This window comes from Streptomyces sp. NBC_01426, assembly GCF_036231985.1.
In the GTDB taxonomy this organism is placed as follows: Bacteria; Actinomycetota; Actinomycetes; order Streptomycetales; family Streptomycetaceae; genus Streptomyces.
The window spans coordinates 63,954-87,074 of record NZ_CP109503.1 but is presented as its reverse complement, the minus strand read 5'-3'; the positions used below and the strand labels follow the sequence as shown (position 1 = coordinate 87,074).

Annotated in this window: 19 protein-coding genes and 3 pseudogenes; 6 read left to right on the top strand and 16 right to left on the bottom strand. The window is 66.8% G+C overall.

What is annotated here, in order from left to right; genetic code table 11:
* Positions 1–101 precede the first annotated feature (101 nt).
* Complete coding sequence (locus OG906_RS42900; RefSeq protein ID WP_329449336.1) at positions 102–539, bottom strand: hypothetical protein; 438 nt, start codon at positions 537–539, stop codon at positions 102–104.
* 409 nt (positions 540–948) lie between these two features.
* Between OG906_RS42900 and OG906_RS42895 the strand changes: the two genes are divergently transcribed.
* Together OG906_RS42895 and OG906_RS42890 are read left to right on the top strand one after the other, a co-directional pair.
* Positions 949–1,161, top strand: coding sequence for a hypothetical protein (locus tag OG906_RS42895; protein ID WP_329449335.1), 213 nt, complete (start codon positions 949–951; stop codon positions 1,159–1,161).
* Between the two features lie 58 nt (positions 1,162–1,219).
* A complete protein-coding gene (locus tag OG906_RS42890; protein ID WP_329449334.1) occupies positions 1,220–1,966 on the top strand; it encodes a hypothetical protein in 747 nt (248 codons plus the stop codon).
* Positions 1,967–2,484: 518 nt separating this feature from the next.
* Here OG906_RS42890 and OG906_RS42885 read toward each other — a convergent pair.
* Complete coding sequence (locus OG906_RS42885) at positions 2,485–2,928, bottom strand: DUF6233 domain-containing protein (protein ID WP_329449333.1); 444 nt, start codon at positions 2,926–2,928, stop codon at positions 2,485–2,487.
* 104 nt (positions 2,929–3,032) lie between these two features.
* Positions 3,033–3,635, bottom strand: a complete 603-nt coding sequence (locus OG906_RS42880) for a hypothetical protein (RefSeq protein ID WP_329449332.1) — start codon at positions 3,633–3,635, stop codon at positions 3,033–3,035.
* Between the two features lie 1,313 nt (positions 3,636–4,948).
* Between OG906_RS42880 and OG906_RS42875 the strand changes: the two genes are divergently transcribed.
* A complete protein-coding gene (locus tag OG906_RS42875; protein ID WP_329449331.1) occupies positions 4,949–6,919 on the top strand; it encodes a hypothetical protein in 1,971 nt (656 codons plus the stop codon).
* A 362-nt stretch (positions 6,920–7,281) separates the two neighbouring features.
* Positions 7,282–7,629, top strand: coding sequence for a hypothetical protein (locus tag OG906_RS42870; protein ID WP_329449330.1), 348 nt, complete (start codon positions 7,282–7,284; stop codon positions 7,627–7,629).
* A 458-nt stretch (positions 7,630–8,087) separates the two neighbouring features.
* On the opposite strand, the gene OG906_RS42865 is transcribed toward OG906_RS42870, so the two are convergent.
* The 5 genes from OG906_RS42865 to OG906_RS42845 form a co-directional block, all read right to left on the bottom strand.
* Positions 8,088–8,438, bottom strand: coding sequence for a hypothetical protein (locus OG906_RS42865; protein WP_329449329.1), 351 nt, complete (start codon positions 8,436–8,438; stop codon positions 8,088–8,090).
* 99 nt (positions 8,439–8,537) lie between these two features.
* A complete protein-coding gene (locus tag OG906_RS42860) occupies positions 8,538–10,007 on the bottom strand; it encodes a zinc finger domain-containing protein (protein WP_329449328.1) in 1,470 nt (489 codons plus the stop codon).
* 164 nt (positions 10,008–10,171) lie between these two features.
* Positions 10,172–11,641, bottom strand: coding sequence for a group II intron reverse transcriptase/maturase (gene ltrA, locus OG906_RS42855; protein ID WP_329449327.1), 1,470 nt, complete (start codon positions 11,639–11,641; stop codon positions 10,172–10,174).
* A 553-nt stretch (positions 11,642–12,194) separates the two neighbouring features.
* A complete protein-coding gene (locus tag OG906_RS42850) occupies positions 12,195–12,440 on the bottom strand; it encodes a hypothetical protein (RefSeq protein WP_329449326.1) in 246 nt (81 codons plus the stop codon).
* Positions 12,441–12,480: 40 nt separating this feature from the next.
* A complete protein-coding gene (locus OG906_RS42845) occupies positions 12,481–13,086 on the bottom strand; it encodes a zinc finger domain-containing protein (RefSeq protein WP_443067522.1) in 606 nt (201 codons plus the stop codon).
* Between the two features lie 642 nt (positions 13,087–13,728).
* Here OG906_RS42845 and OG906_RS42840 point away from each other — a divergent pair.
* Together OG906_RS42840 and OG906_RS42835 are read left to right on the top strand one after the other, a co-directional pair.
* Positions 13,729–14,352, top strand: a complete 624-nt coding sequence (locus tag OG906_RS42840; protein WP_329449324.1) for a hypothetical protein — start codon at positions 13,729–13,731, stop codon at positions 14,350–14,352.
* Positions 14,349–14,636: a hypothetical protein gene (locus OG906_RS42835; protein ID WP_329449323.1), complete on the top strand. Its 288-nt coding sequence runs from the start codon at positions 14,349–14,351 to the stop codon at positions 14,634–14,636. The genes OG906_RS42840 and OG906_RS42835 overlap by 4 nt, the downstream gene beginning before the upstream one ends.
* A gap of 176 nt (positions 14,637–14,812) precedes the next feature.
* On the opposite strand, the pseudogene dnaB reads toward OG906_RS42835, so the two are convergent.
* The 8 genes and pseudogenes from dnaB to OG906_RS42805 all read right to left on the bottom strand — a co-directional run.
* Positions 14,813–16,195: pseudogene (gene dnaB / locus OG906_RS42830) on the bottom strand (replicative DNA helicase); the annotation flags it as partial.
* Between the two features lie 6 nt (positions 16,196–16,201).
* Positions 16,202–16,894, bottom strand: a complete 693-nt coding sequence (locus OG906_RS42825; protein ID WP_329449321.1) for a DUF721 domain-containing protein — start codon at positions 16,892–16,894, stop codon at positions 16,202–16,204.
* A 26-nt stretch (positions 16,895–16,920) separates the two neighbouring features.
* A complete protein-coding gene (locus OG906_RS42820) occupies positions 16,921–18,729 on the bottom strand; it encodes a hypothetical protein (protein WP_329449320.1) in 1,809 nt (602 codons plus the stop codon).
* A 742-nt stretch (positions 18,730–19,471) separates the two neighbouring features.
* A complete protein-coding gene (locus tag OG906_RS42815) occupies positions 19,472–19,777 on the bottom strand; it encodes a helix-turn-helix transcriptional regulator (RefSeq protein ID WP_266976960.1) in 306 nt (101 codons plus the stop codon).
* 192 nt (positions 19,778–19,969) lie between these two features.
* Positions 19,970–20,131, bottom strand: a pseudogene (locus OG906_RS43905) (GntR family transcriptional regulator); the annotation flags it as partial.
* Positions 20,058–20,384, bottom strand: a complete 327-nt coding sequence (locus tag OG906_RS43900) for a GIY-YIG nuclease family protein (RefSeq protein ID WP_443067521.1) — start codon at positions 20,382–20,384, stop codon at positions 20,058–20,060. The pseudogene OG906_RS43905 and the gene OG906_RS43900, both read right to left, overlap by 74 nt.
* Positions 20,385–20,410: 26 nt before the next feature.
* Positions 20,411–21,612, bottom strand: a pseudogene (locus OG906_RS42810) (dihydrofolate reductase family protein).
* A gap of 34 nt (positions 21,613–21,646) precedes the next feature.
* On the bottom strand, positions 21,647–23,041 hold the full coding sequence (locus OG906_RS42805) for a helix-turn-helix domain-containing protein (protein ID WP_329449319.1): 1,395 nt from the start codon (positions 23,039–23,041) through the stop codon (positions 21,647–21,649).
* Positions 23,042–23,121 lie beyond the last annotated feature (80 nt).

Genomic DNA, 23,121 nt, shown 5'->3' with positions numbered 1-23,121 from the left:
TGGACGACCCGACGAAGACCGCCCCTGACCACACCGCAGCCCGCTACACTCCAGCCGCCCAGCGAAACCCGCAGGTCAGACATCAAAATCCTGCTGGAGTACTAGCGTCCGCGCGCGCTCCGCAGCAGGCGTTCGAGGACGTCCATGCGCCTGTTCAGAGATTCCAGGGTCGCGGTTGCGATCGTCCCCCCGAGCTGCTGGTTGAGCTGATGATGGATGAGCGCGTGCGGGGTCTCCGTGATGCGGTTGAGCTGCGCGACGAGGCGTTTGATCACACGGCGGACATCTGTCTTCTGAGATGTGAGGTCCTGCTCCGGCTCGGCAGACGGCTGAACGGGAATCCTTGCCGTCGCCGTGGTCAGGAGCTTCCCACCGGTGACCATGCGGATAGCCGAGGCCATCTGCGCCGGCGTCATCGTCGGCGGAGCCCCGACGGCCGCGGCGACGTTTTTGGCGCGGATGAGCTCGTCTTCGCTGTAGGACTGCCCGCCGTAGACCGTCGAATGGTGCAGGGCCTCGCTGGAGTCAATGGGCTGCACGAGATCCAGCTGCGTGGGGCGCTGCTCTGCTCGCGACTCATGCGCCTACTCAGGCACTTCGATTCCGAGGCTCTCCGTCAGGTCGCGGAGGTCGGCACGCGGTATCGCCTCTACCGGTTGAGGTCATCTGGGACGAGACCGACCAGGAGAACGGTGTGTTCGACCGCCGTAAAGGCTTCTGTCGCGTAATCAGGACATCTCACCGAGGCCCACCCGAACTGCCGATCGCCGTGCACCAGCAGCCCACGGGAATGACCGCATCCGATCAACTGCCCATGATCCAGGATCCGTTCCATGCCGAGAGGCAGTGATGCGAGCGAGCACTCCGGACACGGTAACGCCACCTCAGCCTGTCCGGAAACCACGGCCATGACCCCTTGATCACTTGAGGGCGCCTTATCTCACCCATATGGTCATTTCCGATCGCAGCGGTGAACAACCACAGCAGGGGACACAGATGGAAGACGAGCGAACAGCCGGGGTAGTCCTGGCGATTGCGGGCTTCAACGCGGCCCTGACCATTGCAGCAGCCGTAGTCACCTGGCGTGACGGCCCCACTCCGTGGGCGGCCGCTGCCGCGAGTTCCGTACTCGTCTTCCTCGTGCTTCTTCGCAAGCGCTGATGGTCGCGATCCGTGCGAGCAACTTTCACATATCCGTGATCAAGAAGGAAACGCTCCCTTGAAGCTCTCCTATCGCATAGCCACCGCCGCCCTGGCCGGCCTGGCCCTCGTCGGCACAACCGCAGCGCAGAGCCACGCGTTCGCCCCTTCGGCCTTCACCTCGGCTTCCTTCGCAGGCGATGTCTCGCCCGAAACCGCCGCGCTGGCCAAGAACATCCAGGCACTTCAGAGCCAGTCCTCCGTGATCGACGGGGAGCGGGCCAAGACATGGGTGCACAGGGTCAGCGCAGATGTGGACGGCAAGAAGATCACTGCGCACCTCAAGACCGGCTCGTCCCTGGTGACGGAGGGCGCCACCGTCTACAAGTTCAAGAACGGCAACACCCAGGTCGCCATGCCCATCAGCGGCCAGGTCGTCGGCGCGAGCCTGAACGCGGTGTACGACCCGTCCGGCAAGTTGATCGAGACGCTGGAGATGCAACTCGTCCATGACGACAAGACAGGCCACGCACAGGTGTGGCGCAACGGCGCCCTCACGGCCGACAAGATCATCAATGCGGCGAACCTGCCCAAGGATCTGAGCGTCAAGCAGCCGCAGCTCTCGGCCTCCGGCTTCAGCTGGAGCAAGCTGAACAACTGTCTGGCCAGCGCGGGCATCTCGTCCTGGACCCTTGCGCTGATCGGAACCGCGTGTGCCGCCGCCTGCGTGGGAACCGCCGGCGCGGCCTGCGTACCCTGCATCACCGCCGCTGGAGGGCTCGGCGCGGGCACCGTGTGGTTCTGCATCGGTAAGGCAACCACCTGATAGGCCCCACACCAGAGCAAGACCCACGGCCGTTCGCCCTCAATCGCAGTGAGGGCGAACGGCCGCACGCCGTTGAACCAGGTTAACCGCGCCCATCCAGCTCCTCCAAGCACAGAGCCGCACCACCGCTTGTCAGCGTGAAGTCGCCTGAGCACCCCGACCTCAATGCCGCCGTCGACGCCCAGCACGATTCTTCGTGCCCGGTGAGCTGGGGGTCTACCGACACCCAGCTCACCGGGCAGCTGACCGAACGTGTCCTCCCCCTCACCTGCCCCCTGCCCGCACCGTCCCCCGAGGCCGGCCCCCCGTAGCCGCGGGGGCCCCGCCTTTCCCCTTCCGGAGTACAGCGTGGTGCCGGCCCGGCTAGGTTCATGATCAGTCCGCGCCGTTATGGGTGCGTGGGCCAGGGCCGGTTTCCCGCGCTCTGGGTACAGCCGGACCGCCTCCGGGCCTCGGCATCTTGTGGGATGCCGAGGTCCGCGTTCTCTGCCTCCCGCTGGCGTCTGCCGGATCGGGCGTCAGGGGAGGGATGATGCGGCGTTGCATTCGCGGCAGGTGACGGCGCGTGGCTGTTTGAGGGCGTCGAGGGTCTGGTCGAGGTCGAGGGGTGTTCCGCCGGGCTGGCATCCGATGACGTGGATCAGAGTCGCTCCGGGATGGCCGGGCCGGTGGGGCAGCTCCTGCACCGTCCACGCCTGCCGACCACCGACGAAGGCAGCGGGCGTGCCGGCCGGCCGGGTCGGCACCCTGCTGTAGTCACCACCTTCAAGGGGACGTACGTGGCCGGCGCCCAGCCACACGCGGTGCTCGACCGGCTCCTGCCGGCCTTCGGCCCCGGTCCCCCAGACGGTGACCCCGACCCGGTACTCCCAGCCCGCCGAAGTCCGACGCCGCTCATACAGGAAGGCCCGCAGTTCCTGCCCGTCGGGCATGACCACGATCACCCGCGCACCAGCTCCCACCACCCGCCCCCTTCCCTCACAGAAGCCTCCAGAATGCGGTCCCGCAGTACCCCGCTCTTGCCGACCGCAGCACGGGACGCGATCTCAGGGACACGGACGGCCGATCAGGACGTCGCTTCTGGCTGATGTGCCATGTCGGGTTTCCTAGGGCGCACCAGCGGCGCTCGTTGGAGAGCAGCGGTTCTCGCCCGGCGGCTCCGGTGTGCAGCGATGCCGTGATCCGCTGGCTGGCTCGCGAACAGGAGCGCGGCCAGTTGTCCGATTTTGCGGTCCAGGTCGAGGGTGATGCGGTGGCGTTCCCGGCTTCGGATCGCGGCGATCGAGTGTGTGCTGATGTTCAGTTCTCCGGCCAGGAAGCTGGTCGGCCATCCGCGTTCGGCGAGGTCCTGCAGGCTGGTGGCGGCCCTGTCCGCACCCACCAGCCCCGGCAGAAGATGGTCACGGCGAAAGACGCTGGTCAGGGGGATCCCAAGGATGGCGTCAGCCGTGGCCCGGTGTATGCGGGCCGGCCGCTGCCCTTCCGGGCGGAGCAGGCGTCGTATGAGGGTGACGGCGACGCCTGAGATCTCGGCGATGTCTGCGGCCGACAGGCCCGTCTCCTGCAGCTTGTAGACGTGGGTGCTGGCGTCGGCGGAGGAGATCCGGGCGGGTCGGCCGGCCTTCAGGTCTTTGGTGCGCCGGGCGCGGTCCCGCCGGGCTGCGGCCATGCACTCGGGGCGTGTGCAGCCGTAGTCGGCGCACGAGGGGCTGCCGTGCCGGACCCGCGACCGTACCGGCTTCCTGCGGATCCTGTCCGCAGGACTCGGACCGGCCGCCACCGGCGCGGGAAGAGGTATCGAATCCATACCCGGCTGATTCTGCCTGATTATTCGAGACCGGCCCTCTACGGCGGGGATCTCTCAGCGTGTGGGGGCGCTTGTCCCACGCAGTCCAGCGGGGCGCCTGCTGGTCCTGCTCCCGTTGGCGTACGGCGAGCGCTATGTCCTGGGCTCTGCAAGAGCCTCAGCTACGCCGTTCGGGTTCAGTGAGTCCGGCCGGGTCGATTGCGAAGACGAATGAGGCCTCGACGCGGGCCCTCGCGCCGGGCAGAGCGATCGTCTTCTCGGTGTACCGGCCGTCGACGAGCTCACTGACGATCAGGTGCGGGGCGGGGTCGAACTCCCCCTGGGCGTGCAGATGCTGCTGCTCGGCGCGCAGGGCCTGAGCCTCGACCTGTTGATCATGCTCAGGGTTCTAGCGGGATCCCGGCCGGTCTGGCAGGGGGAATCTGGGCGACTCACCCGGCCGGGCGGCCGGATTCACCGAAAAAACGGCACTCTCCCAGTGCCCAGGCTGCTGGTGGTCCGATGGCCCGTGAGCACGACGGGCGTTCAGGAGGGGCGTTCGATCTCGGCACTTCAATGATCTTGTACTGGTGCCGGTTAGGACTTGGTGGGCGCGTTTCTTGCGGGTGGCGGCTGTGGTCCCGGACCGACATCCCCGGGAACCACAGCCGCCGCACTACGGTTGCCACCAGCCCTTCTAGACCTCGACGACACACGCTGCAGCGTGAGAGCGCATCAGACCTCGCGGTCGTCCTGATTAGCCGGGCGGCGACGGTGCCATGCCCGTAGAGCAGCAGCGCAAGCAGCCACAACGGCCGCAGTGACGAGCTGTGCAGGCAGTTCAGTGAGAAGACTGCGCGCAATCAGGTCGATGGAGTGGGTGAGCCGATCAAGCACCATTGGAACTCCAGTACGGATGGGTGCCACCCCAAGGCAGCGACCGTGGATATGTGATCGCCAGCCTTCAACAGCCAGCGCACTCCCCACAGTTCATCTGCTGTGATAGACGGGTCTAGTTGTCCGGCTGTGGGACCGTACAAGTCTGAACAACATCTGGTTGTCCGCTTTCGGGTCAGGGGGAAGAGTTGCCAAAGGAAGGACAGCGCCGGACACGTCCGTGGGGAGCGCTGCGAGGTGGGACCAAGGAAGCCAACGATCTGGCACAGCTGCTGCGAGAGTGGCTTGATGCGACTGACATGCGGGTCGACGACGTCCTGACGGAACTCAAGCCAGAACACTTCACCAGCGGCAAAGTACCCAGCCGCACGACGGTGTCCGACAGGCTGGCCGGTATCGGGCTCAAGACAGACTTCGTTGAGGCGATCGCGGACATCTGCTCGAATGACGCCACGATCCGCGAACGGCTGCTAGCCCAGGTCCGCTCTTTGCATAAGCGAGCCGCCACAAGCGAACTACGCAAAGAAAAATCAGACAGCCAAGGCCACGGCGAGGTGAGCGACGGCGCTGCGCTCACCAGGGAACTGGTCACGGTCCAGAGGAGATCCCTTCAGATCTCTGACAAGCTGATGCGCGCTCTGGAGCGCGCCCAGGAGCTTGAATGGGAACGAGGCAGCGCCAACCAGATGGTGCTGCTCTTGCTGGCGATGGTCGACAAGCTGCAACGTGACATCGCAGCCCTGGCGCGCGAACGAGACCATCTTCAGACCTCCCCAGCCCTTCCCCAGACCTCCCTGGACCACGTACGCACACAGTTGGCCAAGAGTGAGCAGCAGCGGGCAACCGCGGAGTCGGAGCTGGAACGTGCACGCGCAGAACGCCACAAGGCCGATCGACTAGCCGAAGACGCTGCCGCACAGGTCCGAGCCCTCACCGAGGAGCTGGATCGTCTCCGCGCCCAGGCCCCGAATCTCAACACAGGGACGAGTCCCGTCTCTACACCACCTTCGATCCTGGAGGAACCGCTGGACACCACCAGCAGCATCGACCAGGCCCTTGCGAAGGCTGCCCGTCATCTGGATGACAGGGCCGGGCGACTCGACCATCTCGCCGACGAACTGTATCTGGACAACTCGCCGGACAACTCCGTGACCAGCGAAGAAGAGCTGGACATGTCGTTGCCCCCGGTCAATGTATCCAACACCGTTCAGGTGCTGCGCGTGGACAACGGAACGCTCAGCGACGCGATCAAACTCGGCACCGGCGATGACACCGGACCCCGAGTCCTCCAGCAGCGTACGGCCTCCGCCAGCGAAGAAGACGCAGTCCGGCCGGCGTCGTTCAGCGCAACGCCTGTTGCCGCCGGAGCGATGGCGAGCCGACGCCTTAATGTTCTCGTTCTCGACGACAACGCCGTCATCGCACTCGCATCAATTAACGCTTTCGTCGCCAACTTGCCCGGAGACAGTGGCAGATTCCATTTCAGCAGCCTGGCAAACCCGGCAGGCCTTGAAATTCATCTCGATGCCCATCCGGAGATCGACGTGGTCCTTTCTGACGTCACCTTCGAGCGATCCGAAACCAATCGAGAACTGACCTGCTTGTCTGCTTTAGATATTCTGATCCGACGCAACGGCCCTAAGGTCATCGGATGCTCCAGGCCTCAGGTCAACGCAACCCTTTTCCCGTTTGCGGTTTGCCAGCTATTTCCCCCATCCCAGGAACAGGTCGTCGTTGGCTGGACCTACAAGGATGATCACCCTGAGTACGGTTATCCCAAGATGATCCGCATTCTGGATGCGATCTCCTCCAATCAGCGCCTGCCCCGACCGGACACCCTGCTGAGCTACATGGCCAGGGGTAATGGGAGCACTGGGGGATTCATCAGGACCATCCTCGCCAGTCGCGCGGACGTAGAGCTATGGCAACTGATGTCGATTACCCATCAGAGTGCGAAAGATCTCGCGACGGCCGCCAGAATGAGCTCTAGCGCGATCCACACGCGCTTGGACCGCTATTTTCATGCGATCCTTGAATTCGAGTTCACCATGGAAAAAGATGGTATCTTTCCCTTCGGTGGCTCGGATTTCCTCAACCTGCCCCGTCGCAGCCCGGGTGATGTACCTCATCCGGCGCCCCGACGGCTGGTCATCGAAACCTTTGCGCAGATCCATCAGAATTTTTTCCAGGCCCCCGAGCTGCCAGGTCTCGTTAAGCAGCGTGAAATATCGCCGGCGCCTTTGAAGAAGAGGCGATTGCGTGACCGGTAGTGAGGCGGCTCTTGTCGCCGGGTTTGTAGCAGCAGAAGGCGGCGACCGAGGTCCGCGGCGCCCACATGGGAAGACCACGGCACCGGCGTACGGGAAGAGCAGCGCCGTGCCCTTCCTCGGCGCAGCCGCGAGCAGGTCATGATGATCCGTGCCGCCCGGCTGGCTGAATACGACGCCGGAGACCGAGCGAGTCAAAGACGTCTGGGACATGTCCGTCTTCGGGCACACGGGAGCGGTCCTGTTCACCGCGATCACCCAGAAGCGCTGAGGGAGGCGATGAAGATCCGGTTTACGACGAACTGCCCCGGCAGCGGAACAACAACGCCGTCCACCACGCCCGCGCCATTTTCTCCGCCGTCGCGATGCTCTCGGAGATCCTGCGCCTGCAGCGCCCCGGCCGTGCCGAGGTGCCGGCGCTGTGGGGGCGGGCCGACATCGTGGAGTACTGCAACCGCATGGGCCACCTCACCGCGACGGGTAAGCAGAGCGCGTCGCGCCGACTGGCCTGTACCCGGTTGATTCGCCGAGTCCTGCTCCGCTTCCGCACCCTGGGCCTGGCCAGCCCCAGCGGTGTGCTGGAGGGGATGCCGGTCGACTTCGCGACCTGGCCCGAGGACATGCCCGATGAGCCGGAGGACGCCGAGGTCGGCCGCGACCTAACCGAAGCGGTGATGCACATCCTGTGCTCCCACCTCGACCGCCTGGAGTAGATAAGAGGAGAACACCCGGCTGCTGGCCAACCCGCTCGCATCGCCCGAGGACATCGAGGACCTGGACGGCTGGACCCTGCACCGGATGCGTCACTCCGCGCTTACGCACGACGCCGAGGGCGGTACCTCCACCCCGATGCTGCTCGCGCGCTCCCGTCACGCCTCGGTCCGCTCCCTGGAACGGTATGCACGCCCCGGAGTGGACGCAGTAGCGGCCCACGTTGCGGCACGGGATCCGGCTGCACGACGGAAGCGCTGACGGGCCGTCTGCGTCACTCCTTGGCCCGTTGCCTGTTTCGGGCGTATTCCGGTTGCCCTCCTGGATGGCTGGCGCAAGTCCGGGGCCCAGCTCGGGGGCGGCACCGGATGCTATTGCTTTCCGCTGCCCCCGGACAGGGCCGGCGACGCCGAGCCTCAGCCGGGGGTCCTGCTTCTCTTGGCCGGTTTGGCCGCGGTCTTCACCACTTTTCGGTGAGTGCGTCGAGGGGGTCTTCAACGTGGGTCCGGTTGACGCGGTCAGCGGCTGCGATGGCGTCGGTGATCCAGGCGCGGGCGCGCGGGGTGCTGCCGAGGCGGGTGGCGAGGGCCGTGGTGATGTCCTTGAGCCGGCTGTCGCGGTTGAAGACGTCGAGGACGAACTCGGCGAGCGGTTCGAAGTCGCCGTCCTGTGCCTCCTGGACGGCGGAGGACATCGTGGAGCGTATGCGGTAGATACCCGCGGCTTCCTTGAGGCCCCGCCAGAACCGGGCGTCTTCGTGGCCAGGGAGGTCGTTGAGGAGGGCGGCGAGCTGCTGCTCGTCATCGGTCATGATCGTCTCCTTTGCATCAAGGCGCGCTGGCCCCTTCTGGGTGGGAAAGCCTGCCGAGGAATCCTTCGGCGTCGGGGCCGCGAGGTGGGTCAGACCGGGTCACTGTGATGGGAACCGGAGCTTGAACTGGGTGGCTCGGGCATGGTGTGGGTGACCGCCTGGCGAGCAGCGTTGACCGGGTCCAGCCTTGCAGGTAGGGCACGTGATGTCCGTGACCCGCCATTCGGTCCGTTGCGCCGGTGATGGTTCAGTTCGGGGTTTCCGTATGCCGATGACGAGGCGTAGGCGCTCGTCATGGGGGAGCTGCCGGTGCCGTCCGTTGCCGATGCCGTCGTCGTTGAGACAGGCTTTGCCGATCTTGGCCAGGCACCTCGGACAGGTCTGCGCGTACCAGGAGCGGCGCTCCACCTGCTCATACAGCGGGAGTTTTCGCTTCGTGACCGGCCCGCGTGAAGCTGGCACCGGCTTCGTGTGAATGTTGTGGGCACGTCGCCTGCCGACCTCCGTTCGGGTCCTCCACGCCACGAACTGCTGACGCTGATCGGCATCGAGCAGGTTGCCGGCAGCGGAGACCGCCCGCTCGAGGTCTCTCACCAGGCGTCGCATCGTCTTCCATGGCTGGCCGGGTCCGTTGCGCTCTAGGGTCTTGAGGAGCTCCCGCGCGCGTTCGGCTTCCTCCTTGGCGTGCAGGTGCTTTTGCTCGGCACGTAGCGCCTCGGTCTCGGCCTGCTGCTGCCGGGCGGAGTCGGCCAGGAAGGCGCCCGCGGCGGCCACGCTGGCGGCTTCGGCGTCGGTGCGGTGGTGGCTCGCGGTCCCGTTCACCCACACCACGAATCGCTTGGTGGCGACGGGGTCGCGTGCGTCGACGGCCTGATTCAGGCGGAGGAAGAGCTCCTGCCGGGCCTCGGCCTGCCCTTCGATCCACTGCCGCGCGTCCTTCACGACAACGGCGAGCTGGCCGTCAGGCTCGCCCTGAAAGCGGGCCAGGGCCTCGATCTCGTCACACAGCCTGGCCACCAGGCCCACCGCCTCGACCTTGCGCGCATCGGCCAGCCGCTTGAGCAGACCGAGCGCCTGCACCTGGGCGTCAGGTTCCTTCCTCCTTGCCTTCACCTGCGCCCACTGCGAGGTCGGGCGGGTCTTCCGGGAGCGGATGATCCGCTCGACCGCCGGCGTCGACAAGCCGCGCTCGGTCATCTCGCACTCGTCGAGTTCGAACCAGTCGGTGGGCCGCATGAACGCTTCCGTGCCGATCCGGACCTGTCGGCTGGTCCCGACGCTGTCCAGGCGGATCCGGTGGACGTACCAGCGGTCGATCAAGGTGTCCCGGTCCACGGGCACCGACAGCCCCAGCACCGGCTCACGCCCGTCCTCGCCCCAGACTGGCGCGACCGCCTGGTCCAGGTGCACACGCAGCCCGCGCTCCTTGAACCGGATGTCGAGGACCGACCCGATCTCCGCTCCGTCCGGCCGGGCGAAGTCGAAGTGGACCTGCCCCTCAAGGCCAGCCGCCGTGCGAAGCCAGGCGGAGGCCGCGGCCTTCACGTACAGATGGTCCGCGCTCGCCACGCCGCGATCCCGCCGCCCGCAGAGCCCGTCCGTGCCTGGGTGGTTGAGTCGGCCTGGAGCGCGGTGCAGTGGTTGCCCGCTGTCCGTTTCTCCAGGCCGCTCGCCGAACCCGGCGTGCCCGTTACCGAGCACCGGGCTCTCCACAGAATCGCCGTGGACGTGATTCAGGCAGCCTGAGCCCAGGGGTTGGGGATGCGTTCGCCCCTGTAGCGGTACCGAATGATGATCACCGCTGCTGGGTTGAACATCTCGATCCCGTCCGCCGCGATCGGCTTCCATGTCCCGGTGGGACCGGTGAGCCAACGGCGGACGTCCTTCCACGCCCAACGATGCCGATGGCGCATCATCCGAACGATCCGCCACCAGATGAACTGGCGCAGATGTGCGAACGCCCGGCTTGCCACGGCATGTCGGAAGTAGGCGGTCCAGCCGCGCACGAGTCGATTGATCCGCTCAAGCACGTCCCTTAGGTCTTGCTGTGACGTCCTGGGGGTCATAGTCCGGATCTTCGCCTTGACCGACTTGAGAGGCCGGTCAGCGACGAAGGTGTAGACGTACCACTTATCCGTTCCCCTCTTGCGTCCCCACCGGATGTGGAACCCAAGAAAGTCGAACCCCTCTTCCATGTGCACTACCCTGGTCTTGGCCTCGGAGAGCCGTAGTCCCAAAGGTTTGAGCACTTGGCTGATCTCCTCGCGCAGCCCCTCGACATCGCCTGCGGAGTCACCCCTTAGCAAGACGACGAAGTCGTCCGCGTAGCGGACGAATCGCCAAACGGGGAGCCCCTTCCAGACACGACGCCGGCGCCTCATCTCGGTCGACATTGCCTCTCCTGGCTTCCACGGTGCCGTCATATGCTCATCGAGCGCAGACAGTGCGATGTTGGCCAATAGCGGCGAGAGAATGCCTCCCTGCGGCGTTCCGCTCCGCGTTTCTGAAACTGTGCCGAGTTCCGTAAGAACCCCGGCTTTCAGGAACGCTTTGATGAGCCGCAACACGCGCTTGTCCTTGATCCTTCCACGGACCCGTTCCATCAGGGCTGAATGGTCGATGGAGTCGAAGCATGCTTCGATATCGGCATCCAGCACCCACCGGTATCCACGGGTGCCGTAAAAGTGGATCTCAGCAATCGCGTCGTGTGCGCGCCGCTCGGGTCTGAAACCATATGAGACTGGTTCGAAATCTGCCTCAAAGATAGGCTCCAACACGAGTTTCAGCGCTGCCTGGACAACCCGATCCGCCACCGTGGGGATACCCAGGCGGCGAACCTTTCCAGAACCGCCCGGCTTGGGGATCTTGCGCTCCCTAACCGGTTGCGGCCGAAACTCACCCGACTTGATAGCCGAGCGAAGATCCTCCAGGAACCGCGACACCCCGATCTCTGCTTCGATGCGTGCGGGCGTCAGCCCGTCCGTCCCAGCAGAACGGGCTCCGCGGTTGGCTTCGACCCGCCACCACGCCACCTTCAGCGTGGCCGGGTCATGCACGAGGTTGAACAGGTCGTCGAATCGGCGGTCCTTCTGGTCCGCCGCCCAACGGTGAAGTTTGGCCTGCATCTCCGATACCTGCTGATTTGAACTCGCGGGGAGTTCCTCCAGCACGGCATCGCCATTCGGCGGTGCATCTTTCGGCATTGCAGTCTCCACTCCTTCCTGATTCTGCTGCCGCCCTTCGCCATGTGACCGGCTTTCCCGGCCTCGGACTACTACGGCGGCTCCGCCCCGTCCAGACCCGTTCGACTGACGGTGTGCCCAGCCTCAGTTCCGCACTGGTTGTGCGGGCGAAGGCGAGGGCCTGGACGGTTCCCGTGTTCACTTGCATTCGATTGACGGATTAGGCATCCAACTTTGCCCCCGCGACATCGCCGTGACTACCCCGCAGCACTTCATCACGGCCTCCCCTTCGCTGCACACATATAACTCCGGGAAGTTCTCCACTCCACGACGGGAGCGGGTCTGCGTCGCCTCCGGCCCAAATCCGCCAGTTTAGAGCCGGTGCCACTTGTAGGAGCGTAAGACGCTGGTTCCTCTCGTATACCTTTCCGTCTCGCTTGCCGGACCCGCCCTATCTGGCAGTGCTAGGACGTCCCGGCTTTGTCAGGGCTGCTCCCGCCTTTCTCGGCACCTCCCGAGTCAGGCTGCCCTCAGCTTCGCTATCCTGCTGCGACAGAACAGCGGTGGTGGTCTTTCACCACCACTCGAATACAAGCGCCTCACGGCGCACATGGGCGAAGTGACAGACGCGGTCCGTGTACAGCTTCGTCGTGAGCTGCCCGCCGCAGCCGCCGAGCAGCAGCCCGCACCAGAACGTGTCCTGGTCGTAGTGCCGGCGGAAGGCATCCAGCTCGATCGCCTCCAGCGGCAGCATCAGCGGCTCCTCCGAATCCGCACCGCCCAGAACCGCCGTCTGGATCTGACGGTTGTCACCCCGCACGAACCCCACCCTCCGTCGTATCAGTTCACCGGCTGCGTGATCACAGCTCGTCGCGCATACGCCGTTCCTCCCGCTGCCGTCGGCGCGCGTGGGCGACCTGGGCGCTGAGCCACTGCGTGTACACCTCCTCGGGATCCCGGTCCGACCCCGCCAACATCGGGAGGAACGCGACGACCTGGGAGACGAGGACCGTGATCACGTCGGCGGCACCTTCAGGACCGCGGGCCAGGACCAGGGTGCGGGCGGTCTCGTCAAAGAGGTCGAGCGCGGCCTCGTCGCCGAGGGTCAGGGCCAGGCGGTCGGCGAGGAAGTGCCTGACCATCACAGCGGCATCGGCGAGCGACTGGTCAACACGGAACTCGGCGGCCGCCGCACGGCCCGCCGCAAGGACGGGCGGGAGCTTGTAGGACAGGTCCAGCTCCGGGGCGAGTCCTTCCTTGCGCCACTGCTCGTACGGCGCCGGCCCTGCAGCATCCCGGCGCGCCCGGTGGTGATCGGTGGGATGCCCGGAGGATGTCCGGCAGGCACGGCCGACAGCCACCTTGCAGGACGGGCACTCAACCCGCCGGTCCCAGGCCCGAGCCAGGCGCACCAGCTCCCCTGAGCGCGCCCGCTTATGCCAGGGCCCCCAGCTCTCCCCTGTCACCACTCCCCCAGCCCCCTCCCGCCGCTCACCCCGAACGGACCCTGGAACCTCCACCGGCCACCTCCTCAGGAGACCGCCGTCCACTCATTCTTCTCCGCGATCTGCCCAGACCGCAGCCGAAGCGAAGGCCTTCTCCCCCAGCGCCTGACCGCAGCGAACCAGACGCGACAAGATCGCCACCCAATGTGCGCACGAAGTCGTCGGGGCGCAGCGCCGTGCACTGAGCTCGCTGATCCCCCTCGCTCTCGTGCTTGCGTACCCGTGCCGGGGAGCCGGTCTGGCCCAACTCCGGTATTCGCGGGCGGGAGGTGCGCCCCGCTGTCACCCACGCGGTCCGTGGGGGTCACCTGCCGGCGGCGCGCGAGCCCTTCGCCGCGGTGGACCGGGAAACCGGTCTGCGCGGTCAGGCCGCCGGGGTTCTTCGCGCCGGCGGCCTGGACCCCCGGAGGCCCCCGGCGGGGGCATGGATGTGTGCCGGCCGCCGGTGCTCATTCTGGTCTTCTTCCGCCCATGCTGATCGTCTTCTCTTCCAGCATGGGCGGAGCCGGTCCCGGCCGCTATCGGGTCTTCCCGGGGACTTGCTCGTTGACCAGCACGGACGGCGCTTTGGACAGGGGTGCCGGTGGGAGCAGGGAGTGGGAGATGACGGTAGTGGCCGCCCCGGAGGTCCGGGCCGCGCAGCGGCAGATCGTCGGCACGATCAATGCGTCCGGCAGGCTGAACGCCGACGGTCTGGCGATGTGGCGGGAGGTCAACTGCGGAGAGTGGAAAGCCACCGCCGCTGATCTCAGTGCCGACCTGGACCTGCTCCAGGTCCCGTACATCATCGTGACCGCCTTCCGCTTCCCGCTCGCCACCGCCTCCAGCAAGGCGATGCGTGAGGGCGAGGAGGTCCGCATCCCGCGTAAGGACCTGGGCCACCTGTTGCCGTGGATGCCGTCGCTGGAGCAGGTGATCGCCGACATCCCCGAGGACGCCCCGCGCTGGGCCTTCACCGTGTTCCAGCCTCGGGCCGACGGGATGGCCATCGCCGGGCTGGCCCTGTCGGCGGAGTGGCCCTCCTGGTCGAAGAAGCAGGCCCGCGCCGCCCGGCTGGTCTGCGCGGAGTGCGACTACGACCTACGCGACAAGGCCGAGGACCGGGCGCCGTTCGACGTGAGGCTGCCCGAGCAGCCCAAGCGCCGGCGACTGGTGTGCGGGAAGTGCTGCAACGACGCAATCGACGAGATGGAGCGCCTGGCCACGCTCGCCGGAAAGTCGTCGTGACGGCCGTCGAGCCGGAGACGGACCGGCTGCTAGTCGCGGAGCTGGTGGGACTGCTGAACGACGCCGAGCACTACAACTCCCGCAAATCCACGACCGACAGCCGCCTGGACTATCTGGAACGCCGGACGGCGCTGCTGCACCGGCTGGTCGACGCCGTCGGTGACGAGTCCTCCCGCTACCTCGCCCAGGATGCCGAGGACCGCGCCGAGGACCTACGGGCCATGGCCTCGGCCCTGGCCCGGGAGTGCGGGTACCCGCCGCCCGCACCGCGTCGGTCGCGGTGAACGCTCAGGCGCCGAGGAAGAGCTGAGGCAGCCCGGCCGCCATCTCCAGCGCCGCCGAGTAGTTGGCCCGGGCCCTGTCTGGCGTCTCACGCCCAAGCCGCTGACCTGCGACATGACATCGGCGTGAGATTGCGGCTGAGAAAATGACACGAAATTTGAGACCCTATACTGCGACATCAGGTAAGCGCCATGTCAACGTAGCGGGAGTAGTTGCCCTGGAAGGCGACCGTGCAGGTCGCTGTGGGGCCGTTCCTGTGTTTGGCCACGATCAGGTCAGCCTCGCCGCCTCGCGGTGACTCCTTCTCGTAGGCGTCTTCACGGTGCAGCAAGATTACAATGTCTGCGTTGTCCTCGAGCGCGCCGGAGTCGCGTAGGTCGCTGATCAGGGGCTTCTTGTCGGGGCGTTGTTCGGGGCCGCGGTTCAGCTGAGAGACAGCTACAACGGGAACGTCCAGTTCCTTGGCCAGGAGCTTCAGGCCCCGGGCGATTTCGGAGATCTCCTCATAACGCGAGGAGAAGGGGCGTGTGCCGTAGCTCAGCAAGTGCAGGGCGTCGACGACGATGAGCGCGATGTCGCGTTCGGCACGCAGCCGCCGGGATTGAGCCCGCACGTCGACAAGTGTCGAGTAGGCGCCGTCCTGGATGAACAGTGGAGCGGCCGACACCTCGGGCATGCGTCGGGCGATGCGCACCCAGTCGTTGTCGCCCATCGTTCCGGATCGCATGGCGTGCAGTTCCACGCGGGCCTCGGCGGACAGCAGCCGCATGGCGACCTCGTTTCGACCGGCCTCAAGGGTGAACAGGACCGAGGGGAGGTTGTTCTTGATGGAGGCTGTGCGCAGGAAGTCCAGGGCGAGCGTTGACTTGCCCATCGCCGGCCGGCCTGCCAGCACGATCAACTGGCCGCCCTGGAGTCCGCCGGTGAGGGCGTCGAGGTCTTGGAAGCCGGTCGGGACACCGGGAAGTTGCCCGCCGCGGCTGCCGATTATCTCGATCTCGTCGAGGGCTCCCTCCATGATGTCGCCGAGTGACAGGGCCGGGCGCAGGGAGGACGGCCTGATCGTGGCGGCGAAGACCTCTGCCTGCACTTCGTTGACGATCTCGTCCACGTTGTCGGCCGTGCCGGCGGAGGCGAGTTCTTCGATGTGGCGTGCCGCGGCCATCATGCGACGCAGGGTGGCTGTTGCCAGCACCCGCTCGGCGTAGCGGGTGGCGCCTTTGCCGCGGGTCGATTGCTGTGCCAGCTCGGTGAGGTATGCGACGCCGCCGACCTGTGCGAGGGTTCCTTGATCGGCCAGGACTTGGCGTACGGTCATGGTGTCCACGGGTTCCCTGCGGCCGTAGACCGCAAGGATGGCCATGTAGATCGACTCGTGGGCTGGCCGGTAGAAGTCGTAACCGTGGAGGATCTCCACTACATCAGTGATCGCATCCGTGGAGACGAGCATCTCGCTGAGGAGGGCGCGCTCTGCGGTGAGATCGTGTGGTGGTTGGCCTTCGGGGTGTTCCTGGTCGGTGCTCAATGGTTCCCGTCCCCCGCTTCCCCTGATCACGGATGGATCAGCTTAGCGATCAGCACGGATGTGGATGGCGCCTTCCGAAAGTCCCCGATCCGGCATGACCCGACGACGATGGTTGTTCCGGCAGGACGCCTGACGATCAGTACTCGCCTTCGTCTGCCGTTCCCCCGCCTTCGCCATGAGCGAGTCTGCCTGGCGCCGTCTCGCGACTTCTTGATGCGCGGCGAGCGCGCGGCGGTAGCCCGCAGACGCCGTTTCCCGCGTTTTCACCGGATCCGTGGCTGCGGCTGCCGGGACCACCGGAGCGATGTCGACCCGCGCGGGTGCGGGCACAGCGCCTGGCTGCAGGATCCTCAGGGCTCGTACGACGGTGCGGCCTGCCGCCTTGTTGGCGGCCTCGATGACGCGGGTCTGCTCCAAACGCGTCTTCGTTGCCCAGGCCGACGACTCCGGGCAGACGGTGAGCCGGCCGGTGTCGGGGTCGAACGCGACGGCGGCGACGTGCCCGGCGAGGTCGGGGGCGATGGCCGCCCACCGCTCACACAGGGAAGCGCCGGCGGCCGACAGCTCCCAGGCCCTCTCCGTAATCAGTGCTCCGAGCGCGGTGCCCAGGCCCATCGGCTCGCGTTCGTCACACCGCACCGTCGCACCGGCCCGCAGCCTGCTCTTCGCTGTGCGGGAGCCGGTCTTCCTCGCGGCCTCCCGTGCGGCTCGAAGGGCGATGCGGGCGAGGTCCACACCGCTGGGCTGGGGGATCTGACTCATCAGGCCACCTGCCCGGCGAGTTCCTGGACACGGTGGATGCCGCAGACGCTGCGGGTCGGCAGCGCCCTGCGCGTGCAGGGCACTTCTCCGTCGCGGCCGTAACAGGTTTCCGGCGCCGTCGGCACCGTGCGAGCGGCGGTTACCGCGGTGGCTGGGGTCTCGGCCTCTTCGCGGCAGAGCTTGCACAGGCCGGTGTCGACGGCCCGGCCCGTCAGGAAGATCACACAACCGCAGCCGCCACACACAGCCCGCTGAGGGCCTTCAGGGTCTCGGGGCGCCGGAATCCGCGCCGAGCACCGAATGGCAGCCTCCAGCTCGCAGTCACTGCAATGCCCGGACAGGCCGGGGCGTGCCCCATGCTCAGGGCACAAGCCCTGAACCAGGCGCTGCTCGCGCCGGCGGGCGGCAACCCGGTCCTCGACAGTCTCGGCGCACAACTCGCAGGGCGTACCGGTCCGCCAGATGACCCCGGCCTCGCAGTCCTGGTGGCCGCAGCCCCAGCGGGGCAGGGCCACCCCGAGGAGCCACCGGCCCGGGTCGCGGATGTCGGCGAGCGCCACCGTGGCCAGACGGGCAGTCAGCCGGTGCCGGAGCCGGTCCGCAGCCGTGCCCTCGCGGAGCTGACGGCCCACCTCGCGAGCGATCGTCCGGACGACGAACGCGTTGGTGACCCGCTTCAGCAGCACGTGGACCGGCTCCAACACGGCATAGATTTCGGGGCTCATGGCCAGCTGCGGTCCGGTGTACGACGACCTGGCCGGCCCCCCGACCTTGCTGCGCTTGTCGCCGTTCGGCTTCGAGGAGGGCTGGCTGATCTCACCCGCGCGCAGCGCGACACCACCATCGGTTTCCGAATGCGCCTTCGGGGCAGCCGGGTTTTCCACAGCCTCAGCAGCCTCAACTACCTGTACCTCGCCTACGGCGGGTGAGATGAGTGCGCGCTCGTCATCAGGTGAGTCAGTCCTAGGTGATTCCTTAGTCGCGAGGGATCCCTCATCAAACGACAGACCCGATCCCTCACCAACCAGCGAACTACCCGCTCCCTCCACGACTCCGCAGCCAGGCTCCTGCGGGCATTCCTGGACCCTCTCCGGCTCCGAATCCGCGACCGGCTCACAGCGGGCCGTAGGGACCGTAGGGGCGATGTCGTGGGCGATGAACCGGTGGCGGCCCTGTGCGCCCGCGCGCCTCTGGACCGTCACCCACCGCGCTGCCTCCAGGCCGTCGATGACCTCACCGGCCGCCGCCGCCGAGATGGGCCGGCCAACCTTCCTGCCCGAGTAGTGGCGCAGGTAGCCCGCCAGCTCGCCCTCGGTCAGCGCGATGCCCGTCTGCTCCGCGAACGCGATCACCGCGTACGCGCGCAGCTGCCGAGGCGTGAGGTCCTCCGACGCCGCCACCGGCAGCCACACGAATCCCTCCGTCCGCGTCATCGGCCGCACCGACCGCAGCGCGGACTCACCCTTGCCGCCCGATAGGGTCCGACGCTTCGACCACAGCTCCACAAGCCCGTCCGGCCCCCGGCGGGACAGCTGTGTCATCCCCCGCTCTACCGACGACACCGACAGCCCCAGGTACGAGGCGATCGTCGAGGACCGCGCCGTGCAGCCCTCCGGACGCGCCGCCAGCGCCGCCACCTTCACATACACCGACAGCGCGACGTCCGCATAGAACGGCGACGACACCAGCCGCATCGGCACCCGCACCCGCTGCCGACGCACCGTCTGGGCAGCGTTGGCAGCGACGGGCGATACTGACGAGCGTTGAGCGGGGACCAGGGCGACGGCCGGGGCCGCCACGCCGCTCACCGGCCCACCGCCCCGACAAGATGGGAACCCGTCCCGCCACATGGGAAGCCGCCCTCGCGGACGCCACCGCCGACGCAGTTGTGGACGACCTCCGCGAGCGGGGGCACGAGCCGGGCGGCCGACTCCGCGACCGAGCCCGGCGAGACCACCCCGAAACCGCTGCTCTTGTATTTTTCTACTGGAAATCCGACTTCCGGTACGGAACGGAAAAAGAGGGATGAACCGTACGCCGATCCCGTCACACGGGACGGCCGCCGCGCCTGAACCGGGGTGAAACGGACAGGGTCAGGCTGACAAGGGGACACCACGTCGTGCACTATGAGAAACGACCTGCTCTCCATATAGCTGGACGACCGCGCCCCTCGGGGCTGGCCCACCGGATGTGTGGATGTGACGGGTACGCCCCCCTTCGTGAGAAGCGGGGCAGACACCGACCGGGTGGGGGGAGATTTCTCCTCCCCTCCCGGTACTGCTGAACCGCAACGCCCCTGTGGTGGGGGCCTGCGGGTGACGCAACTGCTAGCTACGGCTGTGGTGGCCGTGGTTAGTGGCCTGGTGTTCAGTGGCCCTGGTTAGGGGCCGGAGAAAACGAGCGGCTCGGTGAGCCGCAGCTCAGGACCAGCGGCAAACTGGGACCTGAGCGGCCGACGCGGGTGGTTAATCCGTAGTCGGTAGACGGGCCGCGCGACGGCCAGCGGATGGTTAGTTCGCTTTGTGGCGCGCGCGGCCGATGGCCTTTAGGTCATCCCGATCCCCCCTCGGAGGTCGGCGTCGGCATGCCCTCATTCAGCTGTGTGGCTTCGGGAAAACGCTCCGCGAGGCCATTGAGCAGGTGAAGGTAGACGTCGCGGTGTGGGCGCCGAGGGTGGGCCTCGCCCGACTCCCAGCGCGCGACCGCCACGCGCTTCACACCCACAACGTCCGCGACATCCTTCTGCGTGAGGCCAGCAGCAAGACGCAACTGGGCCCGCACGTGGGGTGGCGGCAGGACGTCGTCCAGGCCGTCCAGCAGGGCATCGACCTGCCTCAAGCGGTCCGGGTCGGGCATGGCGCAGCCTCTCATGATCGACAGATCTCTGAAAGATACACCACTAGGACTCTGAGAGGGAGGTGCCGTGGCCGTTCGTTCCTGCGGATCGCCTTCTGCAAGCCGGTCCCTGACTTCGGCGTCGGTCCGTCCGAGGGGCTGGTGGTCCGCGATAGGGCGAACCACGTTGTGGGGTGGAGCCCCGATCACCCTGGCTGTCCGGAGCATGTGCAGAGCGAGGCCAGCGGATGACTCCGAGATCTTGAAGCGGGCCGCAAGCTCACGTGCCGCAGGAAGGCGACTACCCACTAGACACGTGCCGTTCGTGATCTGCGAGAGGAGCGCCTCGGCGACCGGCCGCCAGAATGGATCCACTGGGCGCGACTGGCGTGCATGAACCCAGTTGGCGATGCGGTCGGTTCCGCTGTACAAGGGACCTTCGGTCCGGAGCGCCTCTGCCTCGACGCTTTCGGCCTTGGGCCGGCTGTCGTACCACCGGACGTCCTGACGCTTGCTTCACCAGATGCCACCAAAACTTCTGGCGGCGGTGATCGGCGAGGCGCTGCTGCAAGTTCATGGTGATTCCGACGTACAGCAGGCGCCCTTCGGCGTCGTACAGCCGATACACGGCTGTACGAGCCACGCTGACGCGTTTCACCGCTTACCGCCACTGAGTAGATGGCTGTTCGGCCTCTGAGCGGCGTCCGCATGCTCAGGGAGTTCGACGACGGCGACACCAGCGGACTCAAGGAGTTCAGTGCCGTCGGCGCCCGGGACGAAGGTATCCGGCTCGCGCCAGGCAGTGACGACACGAGGGATGCGGGCGTCGCGGATGAGCTGCGAGCAGGGCCGTGCGCGGGACGCACGCTTTGCGCACGGTTCTAGGGAGCTGTAGAGCGTGGCGGTGGCCAGACGGGGATCCATGGCAGGGAGCTTGGCGAGTGCAGCTTCTTCGGCATGGTCAAGGGGGTCGGACTCTCGGGAGTGACCCCGGGCGAGCTCGGTGCCGTCCTCCGCGACGATGAGCGCACCGACGGAGAATGCGGTCGTCGAGGGAGGGCACAGGGCAGCGAGATCGCAGGCGAGGGCGAGCCAGCGGTGGTCCGCGGCGTTAGCGGAGCTGCCGACGCCCGGAGCGCTCGTGCCTGACCTGATGTTCATCGGGGTTCCATGGAGATGTCCTTGGGCGCGTAGCGCAGGAGCACCACGTCGCCGATTTGCTTCGTCTCCAAGAGCCTGAGCCGGGCGGAGGGGCCACCGAGGTAGTTGGCAGGACCGAGCATCCGTACGGCATCAGACTGGCCGACGAGGAGCGGGGCGATGACGAGCTGGAGCTCATCGGCGAGAGCTTCCTCGAGGAGCTGGGTGTGGATGGTGCCGCCACCTTCGACCATGAGCTGCTGGACTCCGTAGACATCGCCGAGGATGTCGAGTGCGGTCTGCCAGGTTGCTTCAGTAGGGATGCCCTGGATGGTAGCGAGGTCCCCGAGATTGGCGCGGGTCTTCCCTGCTGCTTCATGGCCAACAGCGAGAACTAGTTTCTCGCCGCCGTGGTGCCAGAACTTCCAGGCAGGGTCAAGGTCGCCTGTTCTGGTGATGGTGACCTTCAGCGGGTACTCAGAGAGACCTGCGGAGACTCGCGCTGCCCGTCGCTCCGGCGAGTTGACGAGGAGCCGGGGGTTGTCAGCTCGAAGGGTGCCAGCGCCAACGAGGATTGCGTCGACGGAGGCGCGTACGGAGTCGACGCGGTCGAAGTCGGCGGCGTTGGAGAGCAGGAGCCGGTCTTCGCCCGGCCGGGTGTCGAGGTAGCCGTCCAGAGAGACGGCGGCGGACAGCAGGACGAACGGGCGAGGCACGGAACTCTCCAAGTGTGAGTAGGGCCGGGTGACGTCAGGCGGGGTGCAGGACGATCTGGTCAAGCGCGGCGCGGAATTCGGCGGTGCCCTCTTTGCTGCCGGCGGCGGCAAGAACTCGGTCGAGCCGGTCGAGCTGGCTCACGATGCGGGCTGAGCCGGTTTCAGCAGCGATTCCGACGGCTTGTAGGCCGATCTGAGCAGCGAGAGGGAGGTTGCCAGCGCCAGCGTGGGCGCGGGCTGCGCGGGCGAGGTAGACGCCGCGGTCGCGCCGGTAGGTGGCTGGCAGGGCAGCGATGGCGGTGTCGAAACCTGCTGCGGCCTGCTCGTACTCGCCGAGCGCGGCCAAGGAGCGAGCGCGGGCCGTGCTGACGTATGCCTCGTCGAGCCAGGAGCCCCAGACTCCGTCAGTGTCCGCGCGCCCGAGGAGAGCAAGCGCGGTGTCGTATGAGGTCAAGGCTTCGGTACCGTCCCCTAGAACGGCGTGTGCGTGGGCTTGGTGCATGACTGCGATGACTTCGAGGCGGCTGCCGGGGCGGGCGGTGCGGCGGGCAGCGGCTGCAAGGCCGAGGGCGTCAGCCGCAAGGCCCGTGTCCACGGCGAGCTGGGCCTTGCGGCCGAGAATGTACGCGGTGAGATCGGTGTCGCCGGTGATGTGGGATGCATCAAGGGCCTTCGCCGTGTGCCCGTGGGCGGTTCGCTCGTCCCCAATGTCTTGCGCCAGCCACCCAGCTAGTTCCTCGTAGCGGGTTTCGAGCGCGAGGAGCTCGGCAGCGTCGGCGCCACGAGAAGTACGTCGGCGGCTGGTAAGTCGGGCCAGGTGCTGCTGTAGCGCGGGCAGCACGTGCCGGGGACCGATCAAGTTGTCGGTCTGGATCATCACGCGGCGGAGCTGCGAGAAGTGCTCAATGGGCGAGGCCATGTCGGCGGTAGCGGCCGCGGTCGCTGTCGGGGCCGGAAGTGCTGTCGTGGCGAGTCCGGCGAGACCAGACGCCAGGACAACGCGGCGGGGCACGGGCACGAAGAGGATCCTTCCGTGGACGCGGCAGGGGACGACGACCGTGTCCGTGTCGTCATCGTTCGAGCCTGCCTGTCCAGAGGCGGCTCGGGCCAGGTCCGGAGACGATTCGGACACATGGACCCCCGGAACGGACACATCGCACGGGGAGGAAGCATCCCTGCCGATGCGGGCCCACAGCTCCACCAGGAGTCCTTGGCCGTCGAGCAGTCGGTCGAGCTGCTCAACCTCCGAGCGGTGTTTCGGTGCCCGTTGTGCGTTCTCCCATTTCCAGAGCTTGGAGTAGGAGATGAAGGTGGCCTCTGCCAGGCTGCGCAGGGTGTGGTTGCGCCGTTCGCGAAGGTCTCGCATCTGATAGCCGAAGCGATGCAAGGGCGATGCCTCGGGGGTTAAGACGTTCGGCTTCTGCCCCACACTGATACCCCTTCATGTCTCCGATTGTTGTGTCCCATCTGCCGGACACATGTCAGACCTAGAACGCAATCCACGCCTGG

Coding starts and splice junctions, on each gene's coding strand:
- OG906_RS42870 (WP_329449330.1), top strand. CDS start 7,282: ATGCTCTCGGAGATCCTGCGCCTGCAGCGCCCCGGCCGTGCCGAGGTG.
- OG906_RS42840 (WP_329449324.1), top strand. CDS start 13,729: ATGACGGTAGTGGCCGCCCCGGAGGTCCGGGCCGCGCAGCGGCAGATC.
- OG906_RS42895 (WP_329449335.1), top strand. CDS start 949: ATGGTCATTTCCGATCGCAGCGGTGAACAACCACAGCAGGGGACACAG.
- OG906_RS42880 (WP_329449332.1), bottom strand. CDS start 3,635: ATGGCCGCAGCCCGGCGGGACCGCGCCCGGCGCACCAAAGACCTGAAG.
- OG906_RS42875 (WP_329449331.1), top strand. CDS start 4,949: ATGCGGGTCGACGACGTCCTGACGGAACTCAAGCCAGAACACTTCACC.
- OG906_RS42815 (WP_266976960.1), bottom strand. CDS start 19,777: ATGCCCGACCCGGACCGCTTGAGGCAGGTCGATGCCCTGCTGGACGGC.
- OG906_RS42865 (WP_329449329.1), bottom strand. CDS start 8,438: ATGACCGATGACGAGCAGCAGCTCGCCGCCCTCCTCAACGACCTCCCT.
- ltrA (WP_329449327.1), bottom strand. CDS start 11,641: ATGCCGAAAGATGCACCGCCGAATGGCGATGCCGTGCTGGAGGAACTC.